Below are 21,333 nucleotides of genomic sequence, written 5' to 3'. Positions count from 1 at the left end.
TGCGCCTGTCATCCACCGGTGCCGGCTTTCGCAAAACCGATGACTCCGAAGTTGCCTCCCCTCACCGACGTGTTGAACCTGCTGCCCGATGCGGTGTGCCTGGTCGACGTCGACGGACGCTACCTCTTCGTGAGCGAGAGCTTCGAGCGCATCTTCGGTTATGCCCCCGGCGAGGTGATCGGACTGCGCGCGTTCGACCTGGTCCACCCCGACGACCGCGCGGCGACCATGCAGCAGGCCGAGCGCGTGATGGACGGCGAATTCCAGCGCCATTTCCGCAACCGCTACCTGCACAAGGATGGCCACGCCGTGGACATCCTGTGGTCGGCGCGCTGGCTGCCCGAGTACGGCGTGCGTATCGGCGTCGCGCGCGAAATCTCCGAACTGCGCCGCGCCGAGCGCGAACTGGAGCACCGCGCCGCCCACGACCTCCTGACCGGCCTGCCCAACCGCCTGCTGCTGGAGCGTCGCCTGCGGGAACACATGCAACGCGCCGCGCAGTCCGGCGGCGGCCTGGCCGTGCTGTATCTCGACCTCGACGGCTTCAAGGCCGCCAATGACCGGTGCGGTCACGGCGCCGGCGACCAGGTGCTGCGCGAAGTTGCGCAACGCCTGCAGCAAAGCCTGCGCCACGGCGATCTGGTGGCGCGCATCGGCGGCGACGAATTCGTGGTGCTGCTGCCTGGCTGCAGCGATGCGGCCGATGCAGGCGCCATCGCCGACACCCTGCGCGCACGCCTGCAACCGCCCTACACGCTGCCCGATGGCCCCCTCCAGCTGGACGCCAGCGTCGGCATCGCCTGTTACCCCGGCGACGGACGCGATCTCGACACGCTGCTGGCCAACGCCGACCGCGCGATGTATGCGGACAAGCGGCAGGCAGCGCGCCGCCGCGCATAAGGCACGGCATCCCTCGCGCTAAGCGCAGGATTTCGTTCGGCATGGCCGCACGGGCCTTGCCCGACCGGCTTCAGCGCATCACGGGCCCAGCAGCCGCGCGGCGAACGCGTGCCATCCTGCGGTATCCCACAGCACGAACGTGGCGATCGCGAAAGGCAGCCCGGCAGGCCCAAAGCCTCGCGATGAAGCTCGGAGCACGCAACATGAAGCAAAGGAGCTTGGAGTCGAGGCAGAAAGCCTTGAGCGCGAGGCAAAAAGGCTCGGGCTTGGGACTCGGCAGCCTGGGCGTCGAGGCAAAAAGCCTCACGGGTGAGGCAAAAAGCCTCGGGCTTGAGGCTCGGCAGCCTGGGCGTCGAGGCAAAAAGCCTCACGGGTGAGGCAAAAAACCTCGGGCTTGAGGCTCGGCAGCCTGGGCGTCGAGGCAAAAAGCCTCACGGGTGAGGCAAAAAGCCTCGGGCTTGAGGCTCGGCTGCCTGGGCGTCGAGGCAAAAAGCCTCGCGGGTGAGGCAAAAAGCCTCGGGTGTCGAAGCCCGGAGGCTGGGAAGCGAGGCCGAAGGCTTCGTGCGCGAGGCAGAACAGCTCGGGCCTGAGGCTCGGGCGCCTGGGCATCGAGGCAAAAAGTCTCAGTGGGGAGATGAACAGCTTCGGCAGTCGAAGCTCAAAGGGTCGCGCTCGAGGTTCGACACCGGGAGCCTTTCCCGCATCGCGTCGCGGGCGTGGCCCGCTCCTACGGGCGGCCGCCCCCTTCAGTCCCGCGCGCGATTGCGCGCGGAGGTGGCCGCGGTCTGCAGGACCCGGATATACCCGGCGCGGCTCGCCGGCGCCTGACGCGCGGCGGCTTCCAGCCCATCGGCAAAAGCGGTCAGCAACGCCGACGCATTGTGCAGGTCACCCAGCTCACTCAGGGTCGCGGCCAGCGCATCGCGCAGATGCCAGTCCACGTTCACGCCCAAATCTGCCTTTTTGGCCAGGTCGACGACCCGCAACAGATGCGGCGTCACCAGACCGACGACGGTTTCTCTCATCCATGCCACCCAGCTTCCGGAACGGCGCAAGGTTAGCGCGGCCGGCCTCCCTCGTGGAATGGAGATCGGATGATGCGCAGGGGCGATCGGTGAAACACGTCACTGCCCCGCCCCCGCGACGGCTCATGTACGACGCCGGCACAGCGGGCGGAGCGGCCGTAGGGCGGGCTCAAGGCCGCCGCACGCGCATCACCGCAGCCCGACAACCAGGGCATGGAGGATGCCCGCATCCTCCTCATCGAGCGTCGTCGTATCGATCCCGCGGTAATGCAGATGGAACGCGCGAATGGCGGCCGCCGGATCGTCCAGCGGATAACCCAGCAGGCGCAGTGCCAGCATCGGATCGAACCCGGGCGGCGTGGGGCCGCGATCCGCCGCAGGCCAGCGGCCGAAGCCCGCTTCCGCGAGGCGTTGCCACGGAAACAGGCGTCCCGGATCGATCTTGCGCGACGGCGCCATGTCGGCGTGGCCGATGACATTCGTGCGTGGAATCCCGTGGCGCGTGCACAGATCGCCGAGCAGGCGCAACAGCATGGCGATCTGCGCTTCGGTGAAAGGCTCCTGGCCGTCGTTGTCGATCTCGATGCCGATCGAAGCCGAGTTCACGTCGCTGATCGTGCCCCAGCTGCCGCCCCCGGCGTGCCAGGCGCGACGCTCATCGGCGACGAGCTGGTAGAGCTCGCCCTGTTCACCGATCAGGTAATGCGCACTGACCGGCCCATCGGAGTTGCCCGTGCGCAAGGTGCGCAGGCTGTGCGCTACCGATTGCTGCTCGGTGTAATGCAGGACGATCAGCATGGGCTTGCGCGCACTGTGGTTCGGCGACGGCACCCACTGCGCCATCGGATTGCGCGGCGGCGCGTGCGTGCACGCGGCCAGCAGCAGGGTGATGCAGATCAGCGCCAGTCGCCAAGGATTCGATGGCATCGACAAGCCCCACGCATTCGAAGGGCACCCATGGTGCTTGCATCGAATGCGTGAGTCCATGCCTGGGTCACGCCGCGCTTTCATTGCGCCCTGCGGTGCTGCGACGATTGACCCGCCATCCGTAGGGCGCATTAGCCGAAGGCGTAATGCGCCGGATGCATCGGCTCCGGACAGGCATGCGGCGCAATTGCATTGCGCCCTACGGTGCTACGGTGTTACGACGATTGCCCCGCCACTCGTAGGGCGCATTAGCCGAAGGCGCAATGCGCCGGATGCATCGGCTCCGGACAGGCATGCGGCGCAATTGCATTGCGCCCTACGGTGCTACGGGGGGCTGCGACGATTGCCCCGCCACTCGTAGGGCGCATTAGCCGAAGGCGTAATGCGCCGGATCCATCGGCCCCGGACAGGCATGCGGCGCAATTGCATTGCGCCCTACGGTGCTACGACGATTGACCCGCCATCCGTAGGGCGCATTAGCCGAAGGCGTAAGCGCCGGATGCATCGGCTCCGGACAGGCATGCGGCGCAATTGCATTGCGCCCTACGGGGGCAATCCCGCCTTACTCGCCTTGCGACGTCCCGGCCACGAACCGGATCGCTTCGGCCACGGCCTTCGGATTCTCGCGATGAATGTTGTGTCCGGTCGCGTAGTACCGGTGCAGTCCGCGTGTCACCCCGGCGAAGAGTTCCGCGTGCTCGCGCTTCCACAAGGCCTTGCCCTGCGCGGTTTCCTCGAAGACGAACGGCTCGGCCGCCACCTGCGTCGAGGTGAGCAGGGCCACGGGAAGGTCCGGCAGGCTGCGGGGCGTGGCGGCGGTGTCGCTGTCCAGTTGGGCGATCAGCAACTTGTAGTCCGCGGCCATGTTCGGCGGCAGCATCGACAGCAGGGTCTTGTCGTCGGCCAGCACGCGCTCGCGGTCGGCCTGCATGAAAACGTGGCGCTGGCCCATCGTGGCCGGATCGACCAGCACCAGTCCGAGCAGCCGCTGCGGATAGCGACGCGCGAACTCAGTCGCCAGGAGGCCGCCGTAGGAATGACCCACGAGCACGACCTTGCGATCGGGCGCGAGCTTGTCCATGACGGCAGCGAGATCCTGCAGGTGCTGCTCGATGGTCTTCGCTGCACCGTCCGTCCCCGACTTCCCCAGGCCCGCGCGCGCATAGGCGATGCAGGTGCAATCGGCGCCGAGGTCGGCAATCGTGTCCTTCCATACGCTCGCGCCCTGGCCGAAACCGGATTCGAACACCACGGTGACCGCGCCCTGCCCCTGCTGGTCCGCCTGCAGGGTGTAACCCGTGCGAGCGACCTGCACTTCCCCTGCCTGTGCCGTCGCCGCTGCGCACACCAGCGCGAACGACAGCATCCATCCCTTCATTCCGGACCTCATCCCCATTGCAACCTCCACGTTGTCGATGCGCGGATTGTGGATGGGCCGATGGCTTCAGCACCGGTGCACTCGGTCATGTAGATAGCTGGACGCAGTTGTGCGTAGGTGCGCCTTGGGATGCGCGTAGGCTGGGCTCAAGCTCGCCTGGATGAGCCCCTCACCAGTGACGTAGGGCGGGCTCAAGCCCGCCTTCTCCGCCTTGCGCGGGCTATTTCGCCGTCTGCTCCGCCGGTGCCGGCACAGGCGCCGCATCCGCCGCCTTCGCAGCCGCCGGTGCCGATGGCGCGCCCAGATACTGCTGCAGGAAACCGGCGACCCCAGTCCACACGACGTCGGCCATGGCCGGTTCGTCGAGGCTATGTCCCATGTCGGGAATGGCCATCACCACCGGTGGGCGGTTCTCGAGGTTGAGCATGCGCACCAGGCGACGGGTGTGCTCGAAGTCGACACGCACGTCCTCGCGGCCGTGCACGAGCATCACCGGGAGCGTGAGCTCGCTCGCGTGATACAGCGGCGAGGTCGCCTGCATCTCGGCCATGTCCGTGCGCGGATTGCCGAGCAGGCGCTCGACCTGTTCGCGCGCCTTCACCGAGCGCACGTTGTCGCTGGCGCTGAAGAACAATGCGCGATCGCTGACACCCGACATCGAGATGGCGCAGCGGAAGCGTCTGGGGTTGCGGATCGCCGAGATCAGCGCCGAGTAGCCGCCGTAGCTGGCACCCAGCGTGCACATGCGCGACTCGTCCAGCGGATATTCCGCAAGCGCCTCACGTAGCGCGGCATCGATGTCGTCCTCGATCTGCCGGCCCCAACCGCGATATCCCGCTTCGCGGAATGCCTTTCCGTAGCCTTCCGAACCGCGATAATTCACCTGCAGCACGGCATAGCCCTGCGATGCGAGGAACTGCACGTCGCGGTTGAAATTGAGGTCGTCACTGACCCCGACCGGTCCGCCATGCGGATACACCACCAGGGGTCGCTTGCCGTTGCCGGCCGGCAGCGTGAGGAAGGCCTCGACCTGGAGGCCATCGCTGCTCTTCGCCTTGATCACATGCGCGCTCGCGAAGGTCTTGCCGGACAACCACGGCGCAACGTCTTCCAGCAGCGACGCCCGCTTGCTGGCGACGTCGAGGTGATAGATCTGCGGCGGAGCGTCGGTCCCGTCCACCCACAGGATCAGCTGCTTATTGTCGTCGCTGCGATCGATCACCATCACCTGCCGGCCAGGAAACGCGGTGCGGATCCATTCGCCGGTCCTGCGGTTGGCATCGTCGAAGTACTCGGTCACCACGCGGCCGTCTTCGTAGTAGCGCGCGGCAACCGGTTCGCGCCTGCTGTTGAACACTGCACTGACGATATCGATGCCGGGTTTGGAGAACACCGTGCGTGTGATCTTGCGGGAGACGGGATCGAGGGCGACCAGGTCGCGCTGCGCCCGATCCTCGTCCGTCAGGCCGTAGATGGTGTTGCCGTCGAAGGACAGGCCGACGGGATCGAAGGTGAAATCGTCGTCGGCCTTCAGCACATCGTGGAAGACGCCGTCGGTGCCGTGCACCAGCACGCTGGTGTCGTCGCGCGCGACGATGGCCACGCGCAGGCGACCGTTGCCGTCGGCGAACCACGCACGGTCGTTGCTGGCGCCCTGATTGAGGCGATCGCGCGATTTGGCGGTGACGAAGCCGCGGATGGACTTGTCGCCGACCAGCACGACGCGGTGCACGACCAGCTTGCCGGCGGTGTCGTAGCCTTCGAACAGGATCGTGCCCGGTTCCTGCGGCAGCAGATCGACGATGCGGCCCTCGCCCAACACCGGCAGCGCCCTGACCTCGTGCTTGTCGCCTTTCAGGAGCGAGCTGACCTCATAGACGGTGTGCTCGCCGTGCCAGCCGCCACTGGCGGCGATCAGCGTCCGGCTGTCCTTCCATACCAGGGTGTCGGGCAGCTTCCACGTCGTCGTCAGCACCTGCGACACGCCGGCACGCAGGTCGATCAGGTTGAGGGCCCAGTAGCCCTTTTCCTCGCGCACGGTTTCGGCGAGCAGGTCGCCGGTCGGATTCAGCGCAATGGCGGCGATGCGCGACGGCTTCCACATCACATCCGCCGGGATCGGCAGCGCCGCAGGCTTCGGCGCTTCACGTCCCGCATTGAGGTCGGCGCCCGGATGGGGATGCTTCGCTACGGCCGCGCGGTAGTAGTCGGGAAAGGGATCGGGGTAGTAACCCGTGTACTCGAACGGAAGCCGGCGGTACACGTCCGGATGCTTCGCCTCCAGCCAGTCCATGATCGGCAGCGTGCGGTTGTGCACCTGGATATACGAGTAAGTGAGACTCGTCGGGCGCAGCACGAGATCGCCTGGATAGACGATTTTTCCCGGCACGACCGTGAAGCGGAATTCCGGCTTGCCGATCTTGAACCGGCTGTACATGTTGTAGGTGGTCAGCTTCATCTGCGACCACTCGTACTCGCCCGCCTTCGCCGCATACAGATGCGGATTGCGCCCGACCGCCATGTAATTGAGCACCGTGGCCGTGCCACCGCCGACGCGCGCGATGTGCACAGTGTTGATGGGCGCGCTGGTGTCCACGGAAAGCACGACGAGACCTTCGTCGGGCGCCAGCTTCGGATCCTCGCCCGGATCGATGCGGCGCATGGCCAGCACGTCGAGTGCGCAAACCATCAATACCATCGCGAACAGCCATCGCGAAAACCCGCGACGAACCCGTACCGGGCGGCCTCCACCGCCCCTTCCCACCTGCGACATGCCACGTCCCCACTTCAAGTCCTGCCGGGCTCTCGCCCGCCCCGGAAACAGAATATCGCAGGTCGCCGGACGGGCTTGTGGCGCAATTTCGTTCAACCCGGCGCGTCGGCGGGCGACCATGGTTCTCCGCGGCGGCGTTCGGGAACGCACATACTTCCGCGGTCTTTTTGATTCGATCGCGGATTGCGACCGATGGTCCAAAGAGGAAGGAAGAAATGAATCGATACCGCGAAAATGGGGCATTGGCCATGATCCTGGCCGCAAGCATGGCGCTGGCCGGCTGCACCTCGATGCACGTTGTCGGCGCACAGGCCGGGAGATCGGCCACCGCTGTCGGCGGCTCCGTCGCCGGTGTCCCCTCAGGTTGGCCCGAAGAAGTGCCGATCCCGCAAGGCGCGACGATCGATGGGGTCAGGTGCGGAGACCGGTACTGCAGGCTATGGTTCGGCCTGATGAACTTCGACCAGATGTCCGCGCTCCGCCGCGACTACCTGGCGCTCATCAAGGACAGCGGCAAGTGGGAGCGGCTCGGCTGGCCGGAAGAGCTGTACGAGTATCACGTGTATCGGTACACGGCCGCGACGTCATCGTCGAAGTGCGGATACACCTGGGAAATGCAGCACGGACAGATCGCGGGCGATGCCCAGCATCGCTGGCGGGTGTTTGTGTCGCTTACCTGGTAGCGACAGGACGTACGCTTCCGAAGTGCTGCCGCGACACTGCCCTTCGGATCAATTCCCTCCGAAGGCGTCATGCACCGAGTGCATCGGTTCCGGACAGACATGCGGCGCGATTTCATTGCGCCCTACAGCCCTCTTTGTGTGATCGCTACGGGCGATCGGAGCGGGAGCGAGTGCCAAAGGGATGGGAGGTTTGGAAAGCACGAGACCCGCCGGGTGGCGGGTCTTGGTTGGCGATGCGTAGGCTGGGTTGGCTTTATCAACCCAGCGATGGTTTCGCGACGAAGAGCTACGAGCCGGGCGACTTAGTTACCTCCGTCCCCATTGGTCCAGGCAAAGAGAGTCACCCCAAAGCGGCTTCCCCGGGTGCAACGGCGAAGGACCGGGCCGCGAGGCTCGGCTCAAGCCCACCTACAGCCGCGTAGACCGACCTACAGGCGTAGGGCGGGCTTAAGCCCTTGCGAGCGTTGCTCAGCACTCCACCAGATCGATATGGCCGAAGCCCTGAGAGTAATCGAGCACCGACACGACCGTGGGTTGCACGCGCATGATCCGGACCTGCTCGGGGCTCGGCATCGGGAACGGAAGCGGCACGGTCTGCAGCGGGTAGCGCGACGGCAGCAGGGCGATGATCCGCGCCGCTTCGACCGGGTCGAGGACCGGCTGCGCGCGCGCCGCCATCGACAGGCCGGTGATTCGCATGACGTCGTCGGGGTCCGAGCCGACCGTGATCGACACGCGATCGTCGCGCGCGATGTTCGCCGCCTTCTGGCTGTCGAGCCCGCATAGGAAGTACAGCGTCAGGCCTTCGTTGACGTAGCCGACGACCGTCGCCTGCGGCCAGCCGTCCGGCCGCAGCGTCGCGATCGTCATGACGCGGTGGGAATCGAGCAGGTCAACGATCCTGCGGTGCATCGAAGCGTCCATGGGTGCGCTCCCGGTCGGCGTCCCAGCGGGGACGCACCGAGCATGGGCACGCCGCAAGGGGCCGGCATTGACGCAGGTCAACCCCGGTCCCAGCAGCGAGCGTAGGGCGGGTTTCAACCCGCCGCACGGCCAGCCATAGACAGGTCTAACCCGCCTTCCCCGCCATACCCCGCATCCGCTCACCTCCGCCACGTCCCGCCAGCCCAATCCGACGGCAACACACCATCACGCACGTAACGATGGAAGCTCGAATACGGCCAATCGATCACCCGTGCCACATGGCGATGCTTGAGCGGATTCGCATGGATGTAGTCGACATGCGTGGCGAGATCGCGTTCGTCCGCAATCAGGTGTTCCCAGTATCGGCGTTGCCAGATGCCGCGTTCGCCCTTGGCCTGCCTTCGGCGTGAACGCCGCTCGCCAGCGGTTATGGATCGGGAAAACAGGGTCTTGATGTGACGCCACCGCGTTGCGTTGTCCGCATCGCCTTCTGGCAGGCGCCACACGCAATGCAGGTGATCGGGCAACACCACCACGGCCACCACGTCGAACGGGCGCGCAATCCTTGCCATGTGGAACGCACCGCGAAGATCATCGATGCGATCAACCAGCAGCCGCCGGTCGCGTTCGAGCAGATTGACCGTGAAGAAATAGGTGCCACCCGGCACCCAGGCACGTCGATAGTTGGGCATGCCCCACGTTGCCGCTCCCCGACCGACACCCCCATCGGAAAACGCCGCGCGCACATGTCAGCCGATGCCGCGGATATCACCGCTCCGCCGCAAAAGCGGTGGGTCAAGACCCACCCTACGCAAATCCGCGAGAAGGTGTAGGGCGGGTTTTAACCCGCCGTACGGCCGTATGGGCGATCGGAGCGGGAGCGTTGCCAAAAGGGATGGGAGGTTTGGAAAACACGAGACCCGCCGGGTGGCGGATCTTGGTTGGCGATGCGTAGGCTGGGTTGGCTTTATCAACCCAGCGATGGTTTCGCGACGAGAGCTACGAGCGTGGCGACTTAATTGCCTCCGTCCCCATTAGTCCGTCCCCATTAGTCCCTACCGGTTATTAGGCGGACCGCTTTGTCGCATCAGCGAGCTGCCAGTAATCATGGTACGCAGCTTCACCCTATTTGGTATGCCAAGCACATTGTGGGCCCATTCGATATCAGGAAAACTCGTCCTAAACATGTACATGTGATAGACGACCAACACCTGTACTACTCGATCTACAATTAGGCTACCCGCCCCACCACGGCGGACTGCTTCGATATCAACGCGAGGCAGCCCACGCTGCCCATCCAGTAGCGTGGCAAGACGGATAAGCATGTGACCTAGATCGGCACGGCGTTGGACGACTGCCCGCAAGTCGTCGGCAATTGCATTTGATCCGACCGCCTCCGCAACTTTCCTGATGAAGCCGAACGTTATGCTCAGAACGATCGAGCCGACAACCTTCTCCGCGATCGTCCTCCGGGAGTCGGCATCGCCATCACCGCCCTCCTCGGCCAACCGAGCTTCGAAATCGGCTACCAGCGACTCCGGACTCTCGCGCAGACTCGCATAGAAAACTTCCAATGCACGAAGCGGTCCATTGAGCATTTCCTCAATTATGGCCTCGCGCTTGACGCGAGGGATCCTTGAATACTGCGTTTTAAGTATCTGCCCAAGGATTTCTACTGTCTTGAAAACGACCGTTAGGCGCGCAGAAAAACTTAACTCCTCCGCCTCCTCTGCAGCGTCTCGCAACCCGTCGTGCGGCTCCCGTCGCAATGCGTCTTGACGCCGAGCCTCCGCCTCCCTGTTTTCCTCTGGCTTTCCGCCTTCGTAGACAATTCCAGGGAGTTGCCGAAGCATCTTTTCGACAGACTCGTTTCTATCAGCGAACTGCGCAATCGGAAGGCCTCCGAACTGCTCTTTGAGCGTGGCCACGATCGCGTCAATGACCGTCGACTTATTTGCAAAGTGGGTAAGAAATACCAAAATGTTGGCATTCGATCGAACATAGAGCTGACTCGCCGCAGACGCAACAAACTCCTGCGCTTCTGGCTCATCAAAATTCTCGGCCAGGTATTTGGCGACGAAAAAGTAGTAGATGTAGCTGTAACGGAACTCGACTATCTCGCCCGTAGCGCTAAGGATGCGACAGCGGAGTAGTTGATCTCGAAGGAGCGCAAAATCTAGCCCGACCCATTTTTCGGCGAACACCCTATTGAAATCGCCAAGCTCATCGAACGATACATACGTCCTCCCGAGTCCCTTTATCCACCATGCCAACTGGCTGCAATATTGCTCGACCTCAGTAAGCTCATCTTTCGCCAGCCCAACCGCTAGCATCGAGTCGCTTATCAAGTATTGGTAGTAATAACCCAGCCCGCTGTCCTTAAAGTTTTCTGGACTCCCGGCCTTTTGCGCCTGCAAAAGCGTTAACAAGTAGATGGGATATCTTGGGACGACGTTCCATCGGACTACGGTTTCCATGTACTTTGTGGCTTCGTCAATACGGGCGATTCGCTCGTCTTCGGAAAGGAACTCTTCCGAATCAATCGTCACCCATTTGCCTATCAATTTCGTTCGACTTAGGCGACCAAATGGGAGAATCCTGTATTTCGGGAGCGCATCGTCGGCGCTACCATCCTCCATGTCGGCAAACTGCGCCGCCTCGAAAACGTCGCTAACGGAGAGCACAGTAGCTCCGCAGCGCGCCCTTAAACGGCTGAGCAGTTGCGCTCGAGCGCGCTCGGACTTGATTGGCACCTCATCGAAGTCATCAATGAGTAGCACACGTTTTGCACGCGGCAGCTGCAGATAGTCGGGGAGCAGCCGGTCATATTGGGCTCGAATGTGCGATTCCAAGATCGCATCGACCGCATCTTCTGTTGCACGTGACATTACCGTGCCATTAATCAATATCGGCACGCATCCGGCGTCGTAATATTTCCGAAAGAAGTGCTTCAGAAGCGTTGTACGGCCTGACCGATCATCCCCTTCAAGCACGAAGCCATTAGCGTTAGCCGGATTTTGAACAAGCGTCTCTCCGTGAACGCTCGTAGAGGCATCGTCACCATCGTCTGAGGCGGCCTCAAGGTCTGGAAATATAAACACGTCTTCCAAGCATACGTCGGCCTTGCCCCCTACGCGCAATGTAGCGCCAAGGTCAGAGAGCTCACGCTCGATTGCCTTAGTGGGCACCCAAGAATCAGCAGGCGCGGTTAGCTCAAATCGGCGGAAGCGTGCCCACGCACCCGAGTCTTGTCGCTCATAATGCGTGCTGCCCCATGCATACTTGAAAACTCGGTACTGCTGCCCGGCCAGATCGAGCTCTACGATTGCGAATCCCGAAACTTCGGAGCGCCGCTCTTGAAGAACCGAGCCTTCAAATTGCACGCATCGGCCGGCCTCACGCTCCTCGGTTTCCACCACATTCCACTCGTGCTCATGACCTGTGAACACGAAGTCGGCATTGGCACGAACCCTTCTTCGGAAATCTCGATAAGACGAAGGGTGCAGCCAATTAAAAGGATGATGCATCGCCGTGATAACGCAACCGTCGTCTGCTCGCCATCCGGGCAAAATTGAGGCAGGAAACGTTACCTTGTCCTCTTTTAGTTGCGAAACCCACGCCAAATTCAGGCAATCGAATGCGACGCGCACACCGCGTATATCCAGTACCTCGTGATAGCGAAGACGATCAGCTCCATCTAGATACGCTTGACCCGTGAGGTCAGAGCGAAAGCGAAAAAACTCGTCTTGCACGCGAACGCATGTGTCGAGGAACTGCGGGGAAAGCTCGTCCGCTGGTTTCTCGGACAATTGCTTGAGGACTAGCTTTCTCAGATCCTGCGGCCCTGAAAGGTCGCAGTCGTGATTGCCGGGGCAGACAATGAAACGCGACTCAACTCCTGATTCGGTTTTGACGTATTGCTGAATACGTCGAAAGAATGTCAGGGCGAGCTGGTATTCGTCGGCGCGACCGCTTTGGGCCACGTCACCAGTAACGAGGATGACGAGCTGGTCGTCGATCCCTACGTGGCTCGCAATTGCTGCGCCGATTTTTTCGGGTCGCGCGAGAGCAGGATCCAAGTCGTTAAGAATATGGATATCGGTGATGTGTGCAATTAACAGCATCGTCTCTCCCCCTGAGAATAGAAAGGCCCGCGTGCGCGGGCCTGTCGTCAATTACATATTCCGCCTGTACTCCCCACCCACATCGTACAACGCATGACTGATCTGCCCGAGGCTATGCGTCTTCACCGCCTCCATCAAACTCGCAAACACATTCCGCCGCTCCCGCGCCGTAGCCTGTAGCGACTTCAACCCCTCAGCCGCATACCCATTCCGATTGCGCTGATATCCCGCAACGTTCTCGATCTGCTGCCCCTTCTCCCCTTCCGTGCTCCGGATCAGCTCGATCTCGGTAACGATGTCGCCGCCATGATCCTTCGGCAGGAAGGTATTGACGCCAATCAGCGGCAGCGACCCATCGTGCTTCTTGTGCTCGTAATACAGCGACTCTTCCTGGATCTTCCCGCGCTGGTACATCGTGTCCATCGCACCGAGCACGCCCCCGCGCTCGCTGATCGCCTCGAACTCCTTGTAAACCGCTTCCTCGACGATGTCGGTGAGCTTGTCGACGATGAAGCTGCCCTGCCAGGGGTTCTCGTTGAAGTTCAGCCCCAGCTCCTTGTTGATGATCATCTGGATCGCCACGGCACGACGCACTGACTCTTCGGTCGGCGTGGTGATGGCTTCGTCGTAGGCGTTGGTGTGCAGGCTGTTGCAGTTGTCGAACAGGGCGTACAGGGCCTGCAGTGTGGTGCGGATGTCGTTGAACTGGATCTCCTGCGCGTGCAGGGAGCGGCCGCTGGTCTGGATGTGGTACTTCATCATCTGGCTGCGGGCGCTGGCGCCGTAGCGTTCGCGCATGGCGCGGGCCCAGATGCGGCGGGCGACGCGGCCGATGACGGTGTACTCGGGGTCCATGCCGTTGCTGAAGAAGAACGACAGGTTGGGCGCGAAGTCGTCGATCTTCATGCCGCGGGCAAGGTAGTACTCGACGATGGTGAAGCCGTTGGACAGGGTGAAGGCGAGCTGGCTGATGGGGTTCGCGCCGGCTTCGGCGATGTGATAACCGCTGATCGACACCGAGTAGAAGTTGCGGACGTTCTTGTCGACGAAGTACTGCTGGATGTCGCCCATCATGCGCAGGGCGAACTCGGTGCTGAAGATGCAGGTGTTCTGGGCCTGGTCCTCTTTCAGGATGTCGGCCTGCACGGTGCCGCGCACGACCTTGAGCGTTTCGGCCTTGATCTTCTCGTAGACCTCGGGCTCGACGACCTGATCGCCGGTGACGCCCAGCAGGCCCAGGCCGAGGCCGTCGTTGGTTTCGGGGAGCATGCCGCTGTATTCGGGGCGCTTCTTGCCCTCGAACATCGTCTCGATCTTCTCGTGCGCGGCGTCCCAACGGGCCTGTTCGGCGCGCAGGTACTTCTCGACCTGCTGGTCGATGGCGGTGTTCATGAACATCGCGAGGATGATCGGCGCCGGGCCGTTGATGGTCATCGAGACCGAGGTCGTCGGCGCGCACAGGTCGAAGCCGGAGTACAGCTTCTTCATGTCGTCCAGCGTGGCGATGTTGACGCCGGAGTTGCCGATCTTGCCGTAGATGTCCGGGCGCACGGCGGGGTCTTCGCCGTACAGGGTGACGCTGTCGAAGGCGGTGGACAGGCGCGCGGCGGGCTGGCCGACGCTGAGGTAGTGGAAGCGGCGGTTGGTGCGCTCGGGCGTGCCCTCGCCCGCGAACATGCGGATCGGGTCCTCGCCGGTGCGGCGGTACGGGTAGACGCCGCCGGTGTACGGGTAGTAGCCGGGCAGGTTTTCTTTTTGCAGGAAGGTCAGCAGTTCGCCCCAGGATTTGTAGGTGGGGGCGGCGATCTTGGGGATCTTCTGGTGGCTGAGGGATTCGCGGTAGTTTTCGACGCGGATGGTCTTGTCGCGGACTTTGTATTCGTTGACGTCGTCGGTGATGGACTTGAGGCGTTGCGGCCAGTCGCGCAGAAGCTTGAGGGCTTCGGAGGCGAGGGATTGCACTGCGTCGTTGTAGCGCTGGCGCAGGGTGAGCAGGGTCTTGTCGCCGCCGTCGGTCAGGGCGTCGCCGGGGAACAGGTCGAGGGCGTTGGGCAGCCTGTCGTCGCCCAGGTCGTGCAAGGACTGCCAATACGACTGCGCGCGATCGGCAATCTCCGACTGCGTTTCGATCTGCTTGTTGATGCCGCGGCCTTGTTCGGCAATCTCGGCGAGGTAGCGCACGCGGCTGCCGGGGATCAGGACGGTGGCGCGCGGTTCTTTCAGGCTGGTGTCGATCTGCGGGGTCCACTTCTCGGCCGGCAGGGCGAGCTTGTCGCGCAGCAGGCGGCAGAGGTTGGCGAACATCCAGCTGATGCCGGGGTCGTTGAACTGGGAGGCGATGGTGGGATAGACGGGGACGTCTTCGTCCTTGGTCTGGAAGGCGACGCGGTTGCGCTTCCACTGTTTGCGTACGTCGCGCAGGGCGTCTTCCGCGCCGCGCTTGTCGAATTTGTTGAGCACGACCAGCTCGGCGTAGTCGAGCATGTCGATCTTCTCGAGCTGGCTGGGCGCGCCGAAGTCGCTGGTCATCACGTACATCGGGAAGTCGACGAGGTCGACGATCTCCGAGTCGGACTGGCCGATGCCGGCGGTCTCGACGATGACGAGGTCGTAGCCGAGCGACTTCAGGAAGCTGATGCAGTCCTTCAGCACGACATTCGTCGCCATGTGCTGGCGGCGCGTGGCCATCGAGCGCATGAAGACGCGCTTGCTGCGCAGCGAGTTCATGCGGATGCGGTCGCCAAGCAGCGCGCCGCCGGTGCGGCGACGGGTCGGGTCGACCGAGATCACCGCAATGCGCATGTCGGGGAAGTTGCCGAGGAAGCGGTTGAGCAGTTCGTCGGTGACCGACGACTTGCCGGCGCCGCCGGTACCGGTGATGCCGATGACGGGCGTCTTACCGCCGGCGAGCTGCCATTCCTTGCGCAGGTGGGCGAGCTCGGCTTCGTCCAGCGCGCTCTCCTCGATCGCCGAGAGCATGCGGCCGATCTCGATCTCGTTGTCGAAGGCGACCTTGTGCGGCTTCTCCACCGGCAGGCGCGCGGCCTCGGCGCGGCGGACCACGTCCTCGATCATGGACACCAGGCCCATGTGCATGCCGTCGTTGGGGTGGTAGATGCGCTCGACGCCGTAGGCCTGCAGTTCGCGGATTTCTTCCGGGGTGATGGTGCCGCCACCGCCACCGAACACGCGGATGTGCGAGGCGTTGCGCTCCCTGAGCATGTCGACCATGTACTTGAAGTACTCGACGTGGCCGCCCTGGTAGGACGACAGCGCGATGGCGTCGGCGTCTTCCTGCAGCGCGGCGCGGACCACGTCCTCGACCGAGCGGTTGTGGCCGAGGTGGATGACTTCGGCGCCCTGCCCCTGGATCAGCCGGCGCATGATGTTGATCGCGGCGTCATGGCCGTCGAACAGGCTGGCGGCGGTGACGAAGCGCAGCGGGGTGCTCTCGGTCTGGGCTTCGGGAAGGTTGCTGGCGGGGGTGCTCATGTGCAGCGCTCAGTACGGAAACGATCGAATCCGCATTGTAGCGCGATGGTATGGGGCGGCTTTTTGGGGGTGATGTGCCCTTCTCCCCGCGTGGGGAGAGAAGGTGGCGCGTAGCGGCGGATGAGGGGCGCGCTTTTCCCTCGCATCGCCACACGTCCCCTCACCCTGCGTTGCTTCGCAACGCTGTCCCTCTCCCCGCAAGCGGGGCGAGGGGCTGCAAGGGCAATCGAGGCGTGTCCTTCTCCCCGCCTGCGGGGAGAAGGTGGCGCGTAGCGCCGGATGAGGGCGCGCTTTTCCTTGCATCGCCAGACGTCCCCTCACCCTGCGTTGCTGCGCAACGCTGTCCCTCTCCCCGCAAGCGGGGCGAGGGGCTGTAAGGGCAATCGAGGCGTGTCCTTCTCCCCGCCTGCGGGGAGAAGGTGGTGCGTAGCGGCGGATGAGGGGCGCGCTTTTCCCTTGCATCGCCATACGTCCCCTCACCCTGCGTTGCTTCGCAACGCTGTCCCTCTCCCCGCAAGCGGGCGAGGGGCTGCAAGGGCAATCGAGGCGCGTCCTTCTCCCCGCCTGCGGGGAGAAGGTGGCGCGTAGCGCCGGATGAGGGGCGCGCTTTTCCCTCGCATCGCCATACGTCCCCTCACCCTGCGTTGCTTCGCAACGCTGTCCCCGCAAACGGGCGAGGGATGTGTTCGAGGTTGCCCTCTCCCAGCAGACGGAGCGAGGGGGGATACTTGTGCGGGGAATCGGGGAGACAAAGCATGCGGCGATTGGCGCGTCTGATGGCCTGGGGACTGCTGGTACTCGTGATGCTGACCCTCAGCGGCTGGCTGCTGGCAGACCATCTGACGCCACCGGCGACGGGCAAACCCAGCCATGCCCTGCCCGTGCAGGCGGCGCAGACGGATCTGGATCGCGAACTCGTCCCGCTGCTGGCCACGCAACCGGGCAAGACCGGCGCAATCCTGGTGCCCGATGGACTCGACGCCTTCGCCGCGCGCGCGATCTCGGCGCGGCGCGCGGGTCGCAGCCTCGATCTGCAGTACTACATCTGGCACGACGACCTGACCGGTCGCCTGCTCGGGCGCGAAGCCTGGCTCGCGGCCGAACGCGGCGTGCGCGTGCGGATGCTCCTGGACGACATGAACGCCGAAGGCCTCGATCCCGGCCTGCTCGCGCTGGACGCGCATCCCAACATCGAGATCCGCCTCTACAACCCGTTCCGCAACCGCGGCGGCGTCCTGCGCATGTACGAACTCGTGCAGCGCGTGGTGAGCGTCAACCACCGCATGCACAACAAGGCCTGGATCGCCGACGGCCGCATGGCGGTGGTCGGTGGCCGCAACATCGGCGAGGAGTATTTCAACGCCGGCAGGGAGACGAACTTCCGCGACCTCGACCTGGTGCTGTTCGGACCGGCCGTGGCGCAGGCCAGCGACGTGTTCGACCGCTACTGGAACAGTGCGGCGGCGGTGCCGATCGCGGCGCTGAGCCGCAAGGAACCGCAGCAGTTGCAGGCGTTGATGGCGAGCGTGGCGAAGGAAGCCGAAGGGCCGGAAGCGCGGCGTTATCTGCAACGCGTCGAAGCCTCCCCGCAGGTGCGCGCCTACTTTGCCGGGAAACTGCAGCCGCACTGGAGCGACGGCATCCACGTGGTCGCCGATCCGCCGTTGAAGTGGAAGAACGACGATCGCAGCGGCTGGATGGTCGAGCGCCTCGCCGCGCAGCTGAATCGAGCGCACCGGAAGGCCCTGCTGATTTCGCCCTACTTCGTCCCCGGCGAGTTCGGCACGCAAGGCCTGGCCGGGCTCACCGGCCGCGGCGCGTTCGTCGGCGTGATCACCAATTCGCTGGCTGCCAACGACGTACCGGCGGTGCACAGCGGTTATGCGGGCTATCGCGGGCGGCTGCTCGCGGTCGGCGTGCGGTTGTATGAGATCCGCGCGCAGGGGCGCCCTGAGACCGCGGGCATCTTCGGCAGCAGCGGCGCGAGCCTGCACACCAAGGCATTCGTAGTGGACGATGCGCGCGGCTTCGTCGGCTCGTTCAACCTCGATCCGCGCTCGGCCGACCTGAATACCGAGATGGGCGTGCTGTTCGACGATCCGGCGATCGCCCGCTCCCTTCGTGACGAATACCTGCGGCTTGCCGGCCCGGCGCTGAGCTATTGGGTCCACCGCCGGCCGGATGGCGAGCTACGCTGGCTGGATCGCGCCGCGCAGCCGCCCCTGCTGCTCGACCACGAACCGGACACCACGCGTTGGCAGCGTGCCGCGGCGCGCGCGGCGGGCTGGTTGCCGATCGAGTCGCAGTTGTGAGTGCACTTTCGACGTGCGGCTTCGGCTACGCTGCCGCGCCATGAGCACACCCGATCCCGCCCTCGAACAGCTGCGCAGCGCCGCGGCGGAACCTTCACCGCAGACGTGGTTCCAGCTGGCGCAGGGCCTGGTCGCGCGCCAGGCGATGGAAGAGGCGCACGACTGGCATCGGCGCGCCGCGGACGCCGGTTTCGCGCCGGCGCAGATCGAACTGGCGCGCATGCAGCTGCATGGCGTGGGTACGGAACGCAATGTCGAAGAAGCGGTGGCGTGGCTGCTGCGCGCCGAAGCCACCGGCCATCCCGTTGCCGCTTACATGCTGGCGCTCGTCTCAGTCGGCGGTGTCGCCGCGCCGCACGACGCGCGGATCAACCAGCGCGTGATGCAGGCGCTCAACGCGGGCATGGCACCGGCACTGCGCGCGGCGGCGATCCATTTCGGACGCAAGGCGAATGCGCAGGACCAGCAGCGTTGCCTGCAGTTGCTCGACCACGCCGCGCAGCGTGGCGACTGGGTCGCGGCCCTGCTGTTGTCCGAACGCCTGGCACGCGGCGAAGGCTGCGCTGCCGACCGCGACGCCGCCGGTCGCCTGCGCGCGCGCCTGGAAGCCGGCGGCATTGCGCCATTGCCCGCGCTTTCGGTCGAGGACATCGCCACGCGCTCGACCGCCGGCACGCTGCTGCTGGAAGACGGTTTACAGGCGCCGCTCGCGCGAGCGGTCAGCGAACGGCCGCGCGTCGCCGTGATCGATGGCCTGCTGTCCGCCGACGAATGCCGCCTGCTCATCGCCGCCGCGCGGCCGATGCTGCATCGCTCGCTGGCCATCGACGAACGCACCGGGGAAGCCTCGGCGATGCAGATCCGCACCAGCAGCGACGCCAGCTTCGATCCACTGGTGGAAGACCTGTCGCTGCGCCTCGTGCAGCAACGCATGGCGAGCGCGGCGGGCATGGAACTGGTACAGGCCGAACACCTGGTCGTGCTGGCGTATGAGCCCGGCCAGGAATACCGGCCGCACCGCGACTACCGTTCGCCCGAATCACTGCGCGACGACGTGCCCGAAGCCGGCAACCGCGCGCGCACGATCTGCGTGTACCTCAACGAGCCGGAAGCCGGCGGCGAAACCGCCTTCCCTGTTTCCGGCGTGACGGTGGAACCGCAGGCGGGCCGCGCGGTGGTGTTCGACAACCTGCTTGCCGATGGCAGCCCGGACGTAGATTCGCTGCACGCCGGCCTGCCGGTGCAGCACGGCGAGAAATGGTTGGCGACGCTGTGGCTGCGGGAGCGCGGCTACCGGGCTTATTGAACGGCGATGCGGTCCGTTGGCTTCGACGCGACCTTCACACGGTGACATACGCCCGCGTATCCATGATTCCAGCGTGTCCGCCAGCCTGGGTACGGGCCGGATGGAATCGATTGCATTAGACTACGCCGCCTGCGGAGCCGGCCCTGCCCGGCATCACGACCGCAGTTCTCCGCCCATTCAACGACTTACATCACCTTGTTGGCGTCGTTTGCCATGCGCATTCCGACCGTCAACCGGAGCATCCGATGATTTTTGAAACCCTCGACACCTTCGGCCACGAGCAGGTCGTCTTCTGCCACAACAAGGACGCCGGCCTGAAGGCCATCATCGCGATCCACAACACGGTCCTCGGCCCCGCGCTGGGCGGTACGCGCATGTGGCCGTACAAGACCGAGCAGGACGCGCTGAACGACGTGCTGCGTCTGTCGCGCGGCATGACCTACAAGAACGCGGTCGCGGGTCTGAACATCGGTGGCGGTAAGGCGGTGATCATCGGCGATCCGGCCACGGACAAGTCCGAAGCGCTGTTCCGCGCGTTCGGCCAGTTCGTCGAATCGCTCGGCGGCCGTTACATCACGGCCGAGGACGTCGGCATCGACGTCAACGATATGGAATATGTGTATCGCGAAACGGAATACGTGACCGGCGTGCACCAGGTCCACGGTGGTTCGGGCGACCCGTCGCCGTTCACCGCCTACGGCACCCTGCAGGGCTTGATGGCGACGCTCAACAAGCGTTTCGGCGACGAGGAAGTCGGCAAGTATTCGTACTCGGTGCAGGGCCTGGGCCACGTCGGCATGGAATACGTGAAGCTGCTGAAGGAACGCGGCGCCAAGATCTTCGTCACCGACATCAACAAGCAGCTGGTCGACAAGGCCGTGTCCGAATACGGCGCCGAAGCCGTCGGCCTGGACGAGATCTACGACGTGCCGGCCGACGTGTACTCGCCCTGCGCGCTGGGTGGCACCGTCAACGAGAACACCCTGCCCCGCCTGAAGGCCAAGGTCATCTGCGGCGCGGCCAACAACCAGCTGGCCAACAACGCCATCGGCGACGAAGTGGCCAAGCGCGGCATCCTGTACGCGCCGGACTACGCGGTGAACGCGGGCGGCGTGATGAACGTGGCGCTGGAACTCGATGGCTACAACCGCGAACGCGCCATGCGCATGATGCGCACGATCTACCACAACCTGGCGCGCATCTACGAGATCGCCGAACGCGACGCGATCCCGACCTACAAGGCCGCCGACCGCCTCGCCGAAGAGCGCATCAGCGCGATCGGCAAGCTGAAGCTGCCGCTGGGTCGTTCGCAGCCGCGGTTCCAGGGACGCATCCGCGGCGGTCACTAAGACTCGCGCTGGTCGTGTCGTCGTTCCCGCGAAAGCGGGAACCCAGTGCCTTTGTCCGGAATACCGAAAGGCACTGGATCCCCGCTTCCGCGGGGATGACGAGCAAAAGCAACAACGCAGCGGTCCAGAAACGCCCGGCC

General features: G+C 64.3%; 13 protein-coding genes. 5 read left to right on the top strand and 8 right to left on the bottom strand.

Annotation, left to right across the window (positions count from 1 at the left end):
* Positions 1-39 precede the first annotated feature (39 nt).
* The gene (locus tag ACFPN1_RS01345; RefSeq protein WP_386752335.1) at positions 40-900 is read left to right on the top strand and encodes a diguanylate cyclase domain-containing protein; all 861 of its coding nucleotides are present in this window, start codon (positions 40-42) and stop codon (positions 898-900) included.
* 746 nt (positions 901-1,646) lie between these two features.
* Here ACFPN1_RS01345 and ACFPN1_RS01340 read toward each other — a convergent pair.
* The 4 genes from ACFPN1_RS01340 to ACFPN1_RS01325 form a co-directional block, all read right to left on the bottom strand.
* Entirely contained in the window at positions 1,647-1,925 is a 279-nt protein-coding gene (locus ACFPN1_RS01340) for a hypothetical protein (RefSeq protein WP_386752333.1), read from the bottom strand.
* Between the two features lie 189 nt (positions 1,926-2,114).
* A complete protein-coding gene (locus ACFPN1_RS01335; RefSeq protein ID WP_386752332.1) occupies positions 2,115-2,852 on the bottom strand; it encodes an N-acetylmuramoyl-L-alanine amidase in 738 nt (245 codons plus the stop codon).
* 562 nt (positions 2,853-3,414) lie between these two features.
* Positions 3,415-4,230 (bottom strand): alpha/beta fold hydrolase, encoded by an 816-nt coding sequence (locus ACFPN1_RS01330; protein WP_386752330.1) that lies wholly within the window; start codon positions 4,228-4,230, stop codon positions 3,415-3,417.
* Between the two features lie 220 nt (positions 4,231-4,450).
* Positions 4,451-6,928: an alpha/beta hydrolase family protein gene (locus ACFPN1_RS01325; protein ID WP_386752328.1), complete on the bottom strand. Its 2,478-nt coding sequence runs from the start codon at positions 6,926-6,928 to the stop codon at positions 4,451-4,453.
* Between the two features lie 290 nt (positions 6,929-7,218).
* Between ACFPN1_RS01325 and ACFPN1_RS01320 the strand changes: the two genes are divergently transcribed.
* Entirely contained in the window at positions 7,219-7,686 is a 468-nt protein-coding gene (locus tag ACFPN1_RS01320) for a hypothetical protein (RefSeq protein WP_386752327.1), read from the top strand.
* Between the two features lie 468 nt (positions 7,687-8,154).
* On the opposite strand, the gene ACFPN1_RS01315 is transcribed toward ACFPN1_RS01320, so the two are convergent.
* The 4 genes from ACFPN1_RS01315 to ACFPN1_RS01300 all read right to left on the bottom strand — a co-directional run bounded on the left by ACFPN1_RS01315 (position 8,155) and on the right by ACFPN1_RS01300 (position 16,226).
* Positions 8,155-8,610 (bottom strand): pyridoxamine 5'-phosphate oxidase family protein, encoded by a 456-nt coding sequence (locus ACFPN1_RS01315; protein WP_386752325.1) that lies wholly within the window; start codon positions 8,608-8,610, stop codon positions 8,155-8,157.
* 179 nt (positions 8,611-8,789) lie between these two features.
* Complete coding sequence (locus ACFPN1_RS01310; protein WP_386752323.1) at positions 8,790-9,302, bottom strand: REP-associated tyrosine transposase; 513 nt, start codon at positions 9,300-9,302, stop codon at positions 8,790-8,792.
* 363 nt (positions 9,303-9,665) lie between these two features.
* Positions 9,666-12,734: a metallophosphoesterase gene (locus ACFPN1_RS01305; RefSeq protein ID WP_386752321.1), complete on the bottom strand. Its 3,069-nt coding sequence runs from the start codon at positions 12,732-12,734 to the stop codon at positions 9,666-9,668.
* A 51-nt stretch (positions 12,735-12,785) separates the two neighbouring features.
* Positions 12,786-16,226: a methylmalonyl-CoA mutase family protein gene (locus tag ACFPN1_RS01300; protein WP_386752319.1), complete on the bottom strand. Its 3,441-nt coding sequence runs from the start codon at positions 16,224-16,226 to the stop codon at positions 12,786-12,788.
* A 755-nt stretch (positions 16,227-16,981) separates the two neighbouring features.
* On the opposite strand from ACFPN1_RS01300, the gene ACFPN1_RS01295 reads away from it, so the two are divergent.
* The 3 genes from ACFPN1_RS01295 to ACFPN1_RS01285 all read left to right on the top strand — a co-directional run bounded on the left by ACFPN1_RS01295 (position 16,982) and on the right by ACFPN1_RS01285 (position 21,193).
* Positions 16,982-18,538, top strand: a complete 1,557-nt coding sequence (locus ACFPN1_RS01295) for a phospholipase D family protein (RefSeq protein WP_386752317.1) — start codon at positions 16,982-16,984, stop codon at positions 18,536-18,538.
* A 40-nt stretch (positions 18,539-18,578) separates the two neighbouring features.
* Positions 18,579-19,844 (top strand): 2OG-Fe(II) oxygenase, encoded by a 1,266-nt coding sequence (locus tag ACFPN1_RS01290; protein WP_386752316.1) that lies wholly within the window; start codon positions 18,579-18,581, stop codon positions 19,842-19,844.
* A gap of 245 nt (positions 19,845-20,089) precedes the next feature.
* The gene (locus tag ACFPN1_RS01285) at positions 20,090-21,193 is read left to right on the top strand and encodes a Glu/Leu/Phe/Val dehydrogenase dimerization domain-containing protein (protein WP_386752314.1); all 1,104 of its coding nucleotides are present in this window, start codon (positions 20,090-20,092) and stop codon (positions 21,191-21,193) included.
* Positions 21,194-21,333: the final 140 nt, after the last annotated feature.

Origin of the sequence: Lysobacter yangpyeongensis (genome assembly GCF_042655745.1) — a bacterium.
Taxonomy (GTDB): Bacteria; Pseudomonadota; Gammaproteobacteria; order Xanthomonadales; family Xanthomonadaceae; genus Agrilutibacter; species Agrilutibacter yangpyeongensis.
Note: the sequence above shows the minus strand (reverse complement) of the source record. Positions and strands in the feature narration are given on the sequence as shown.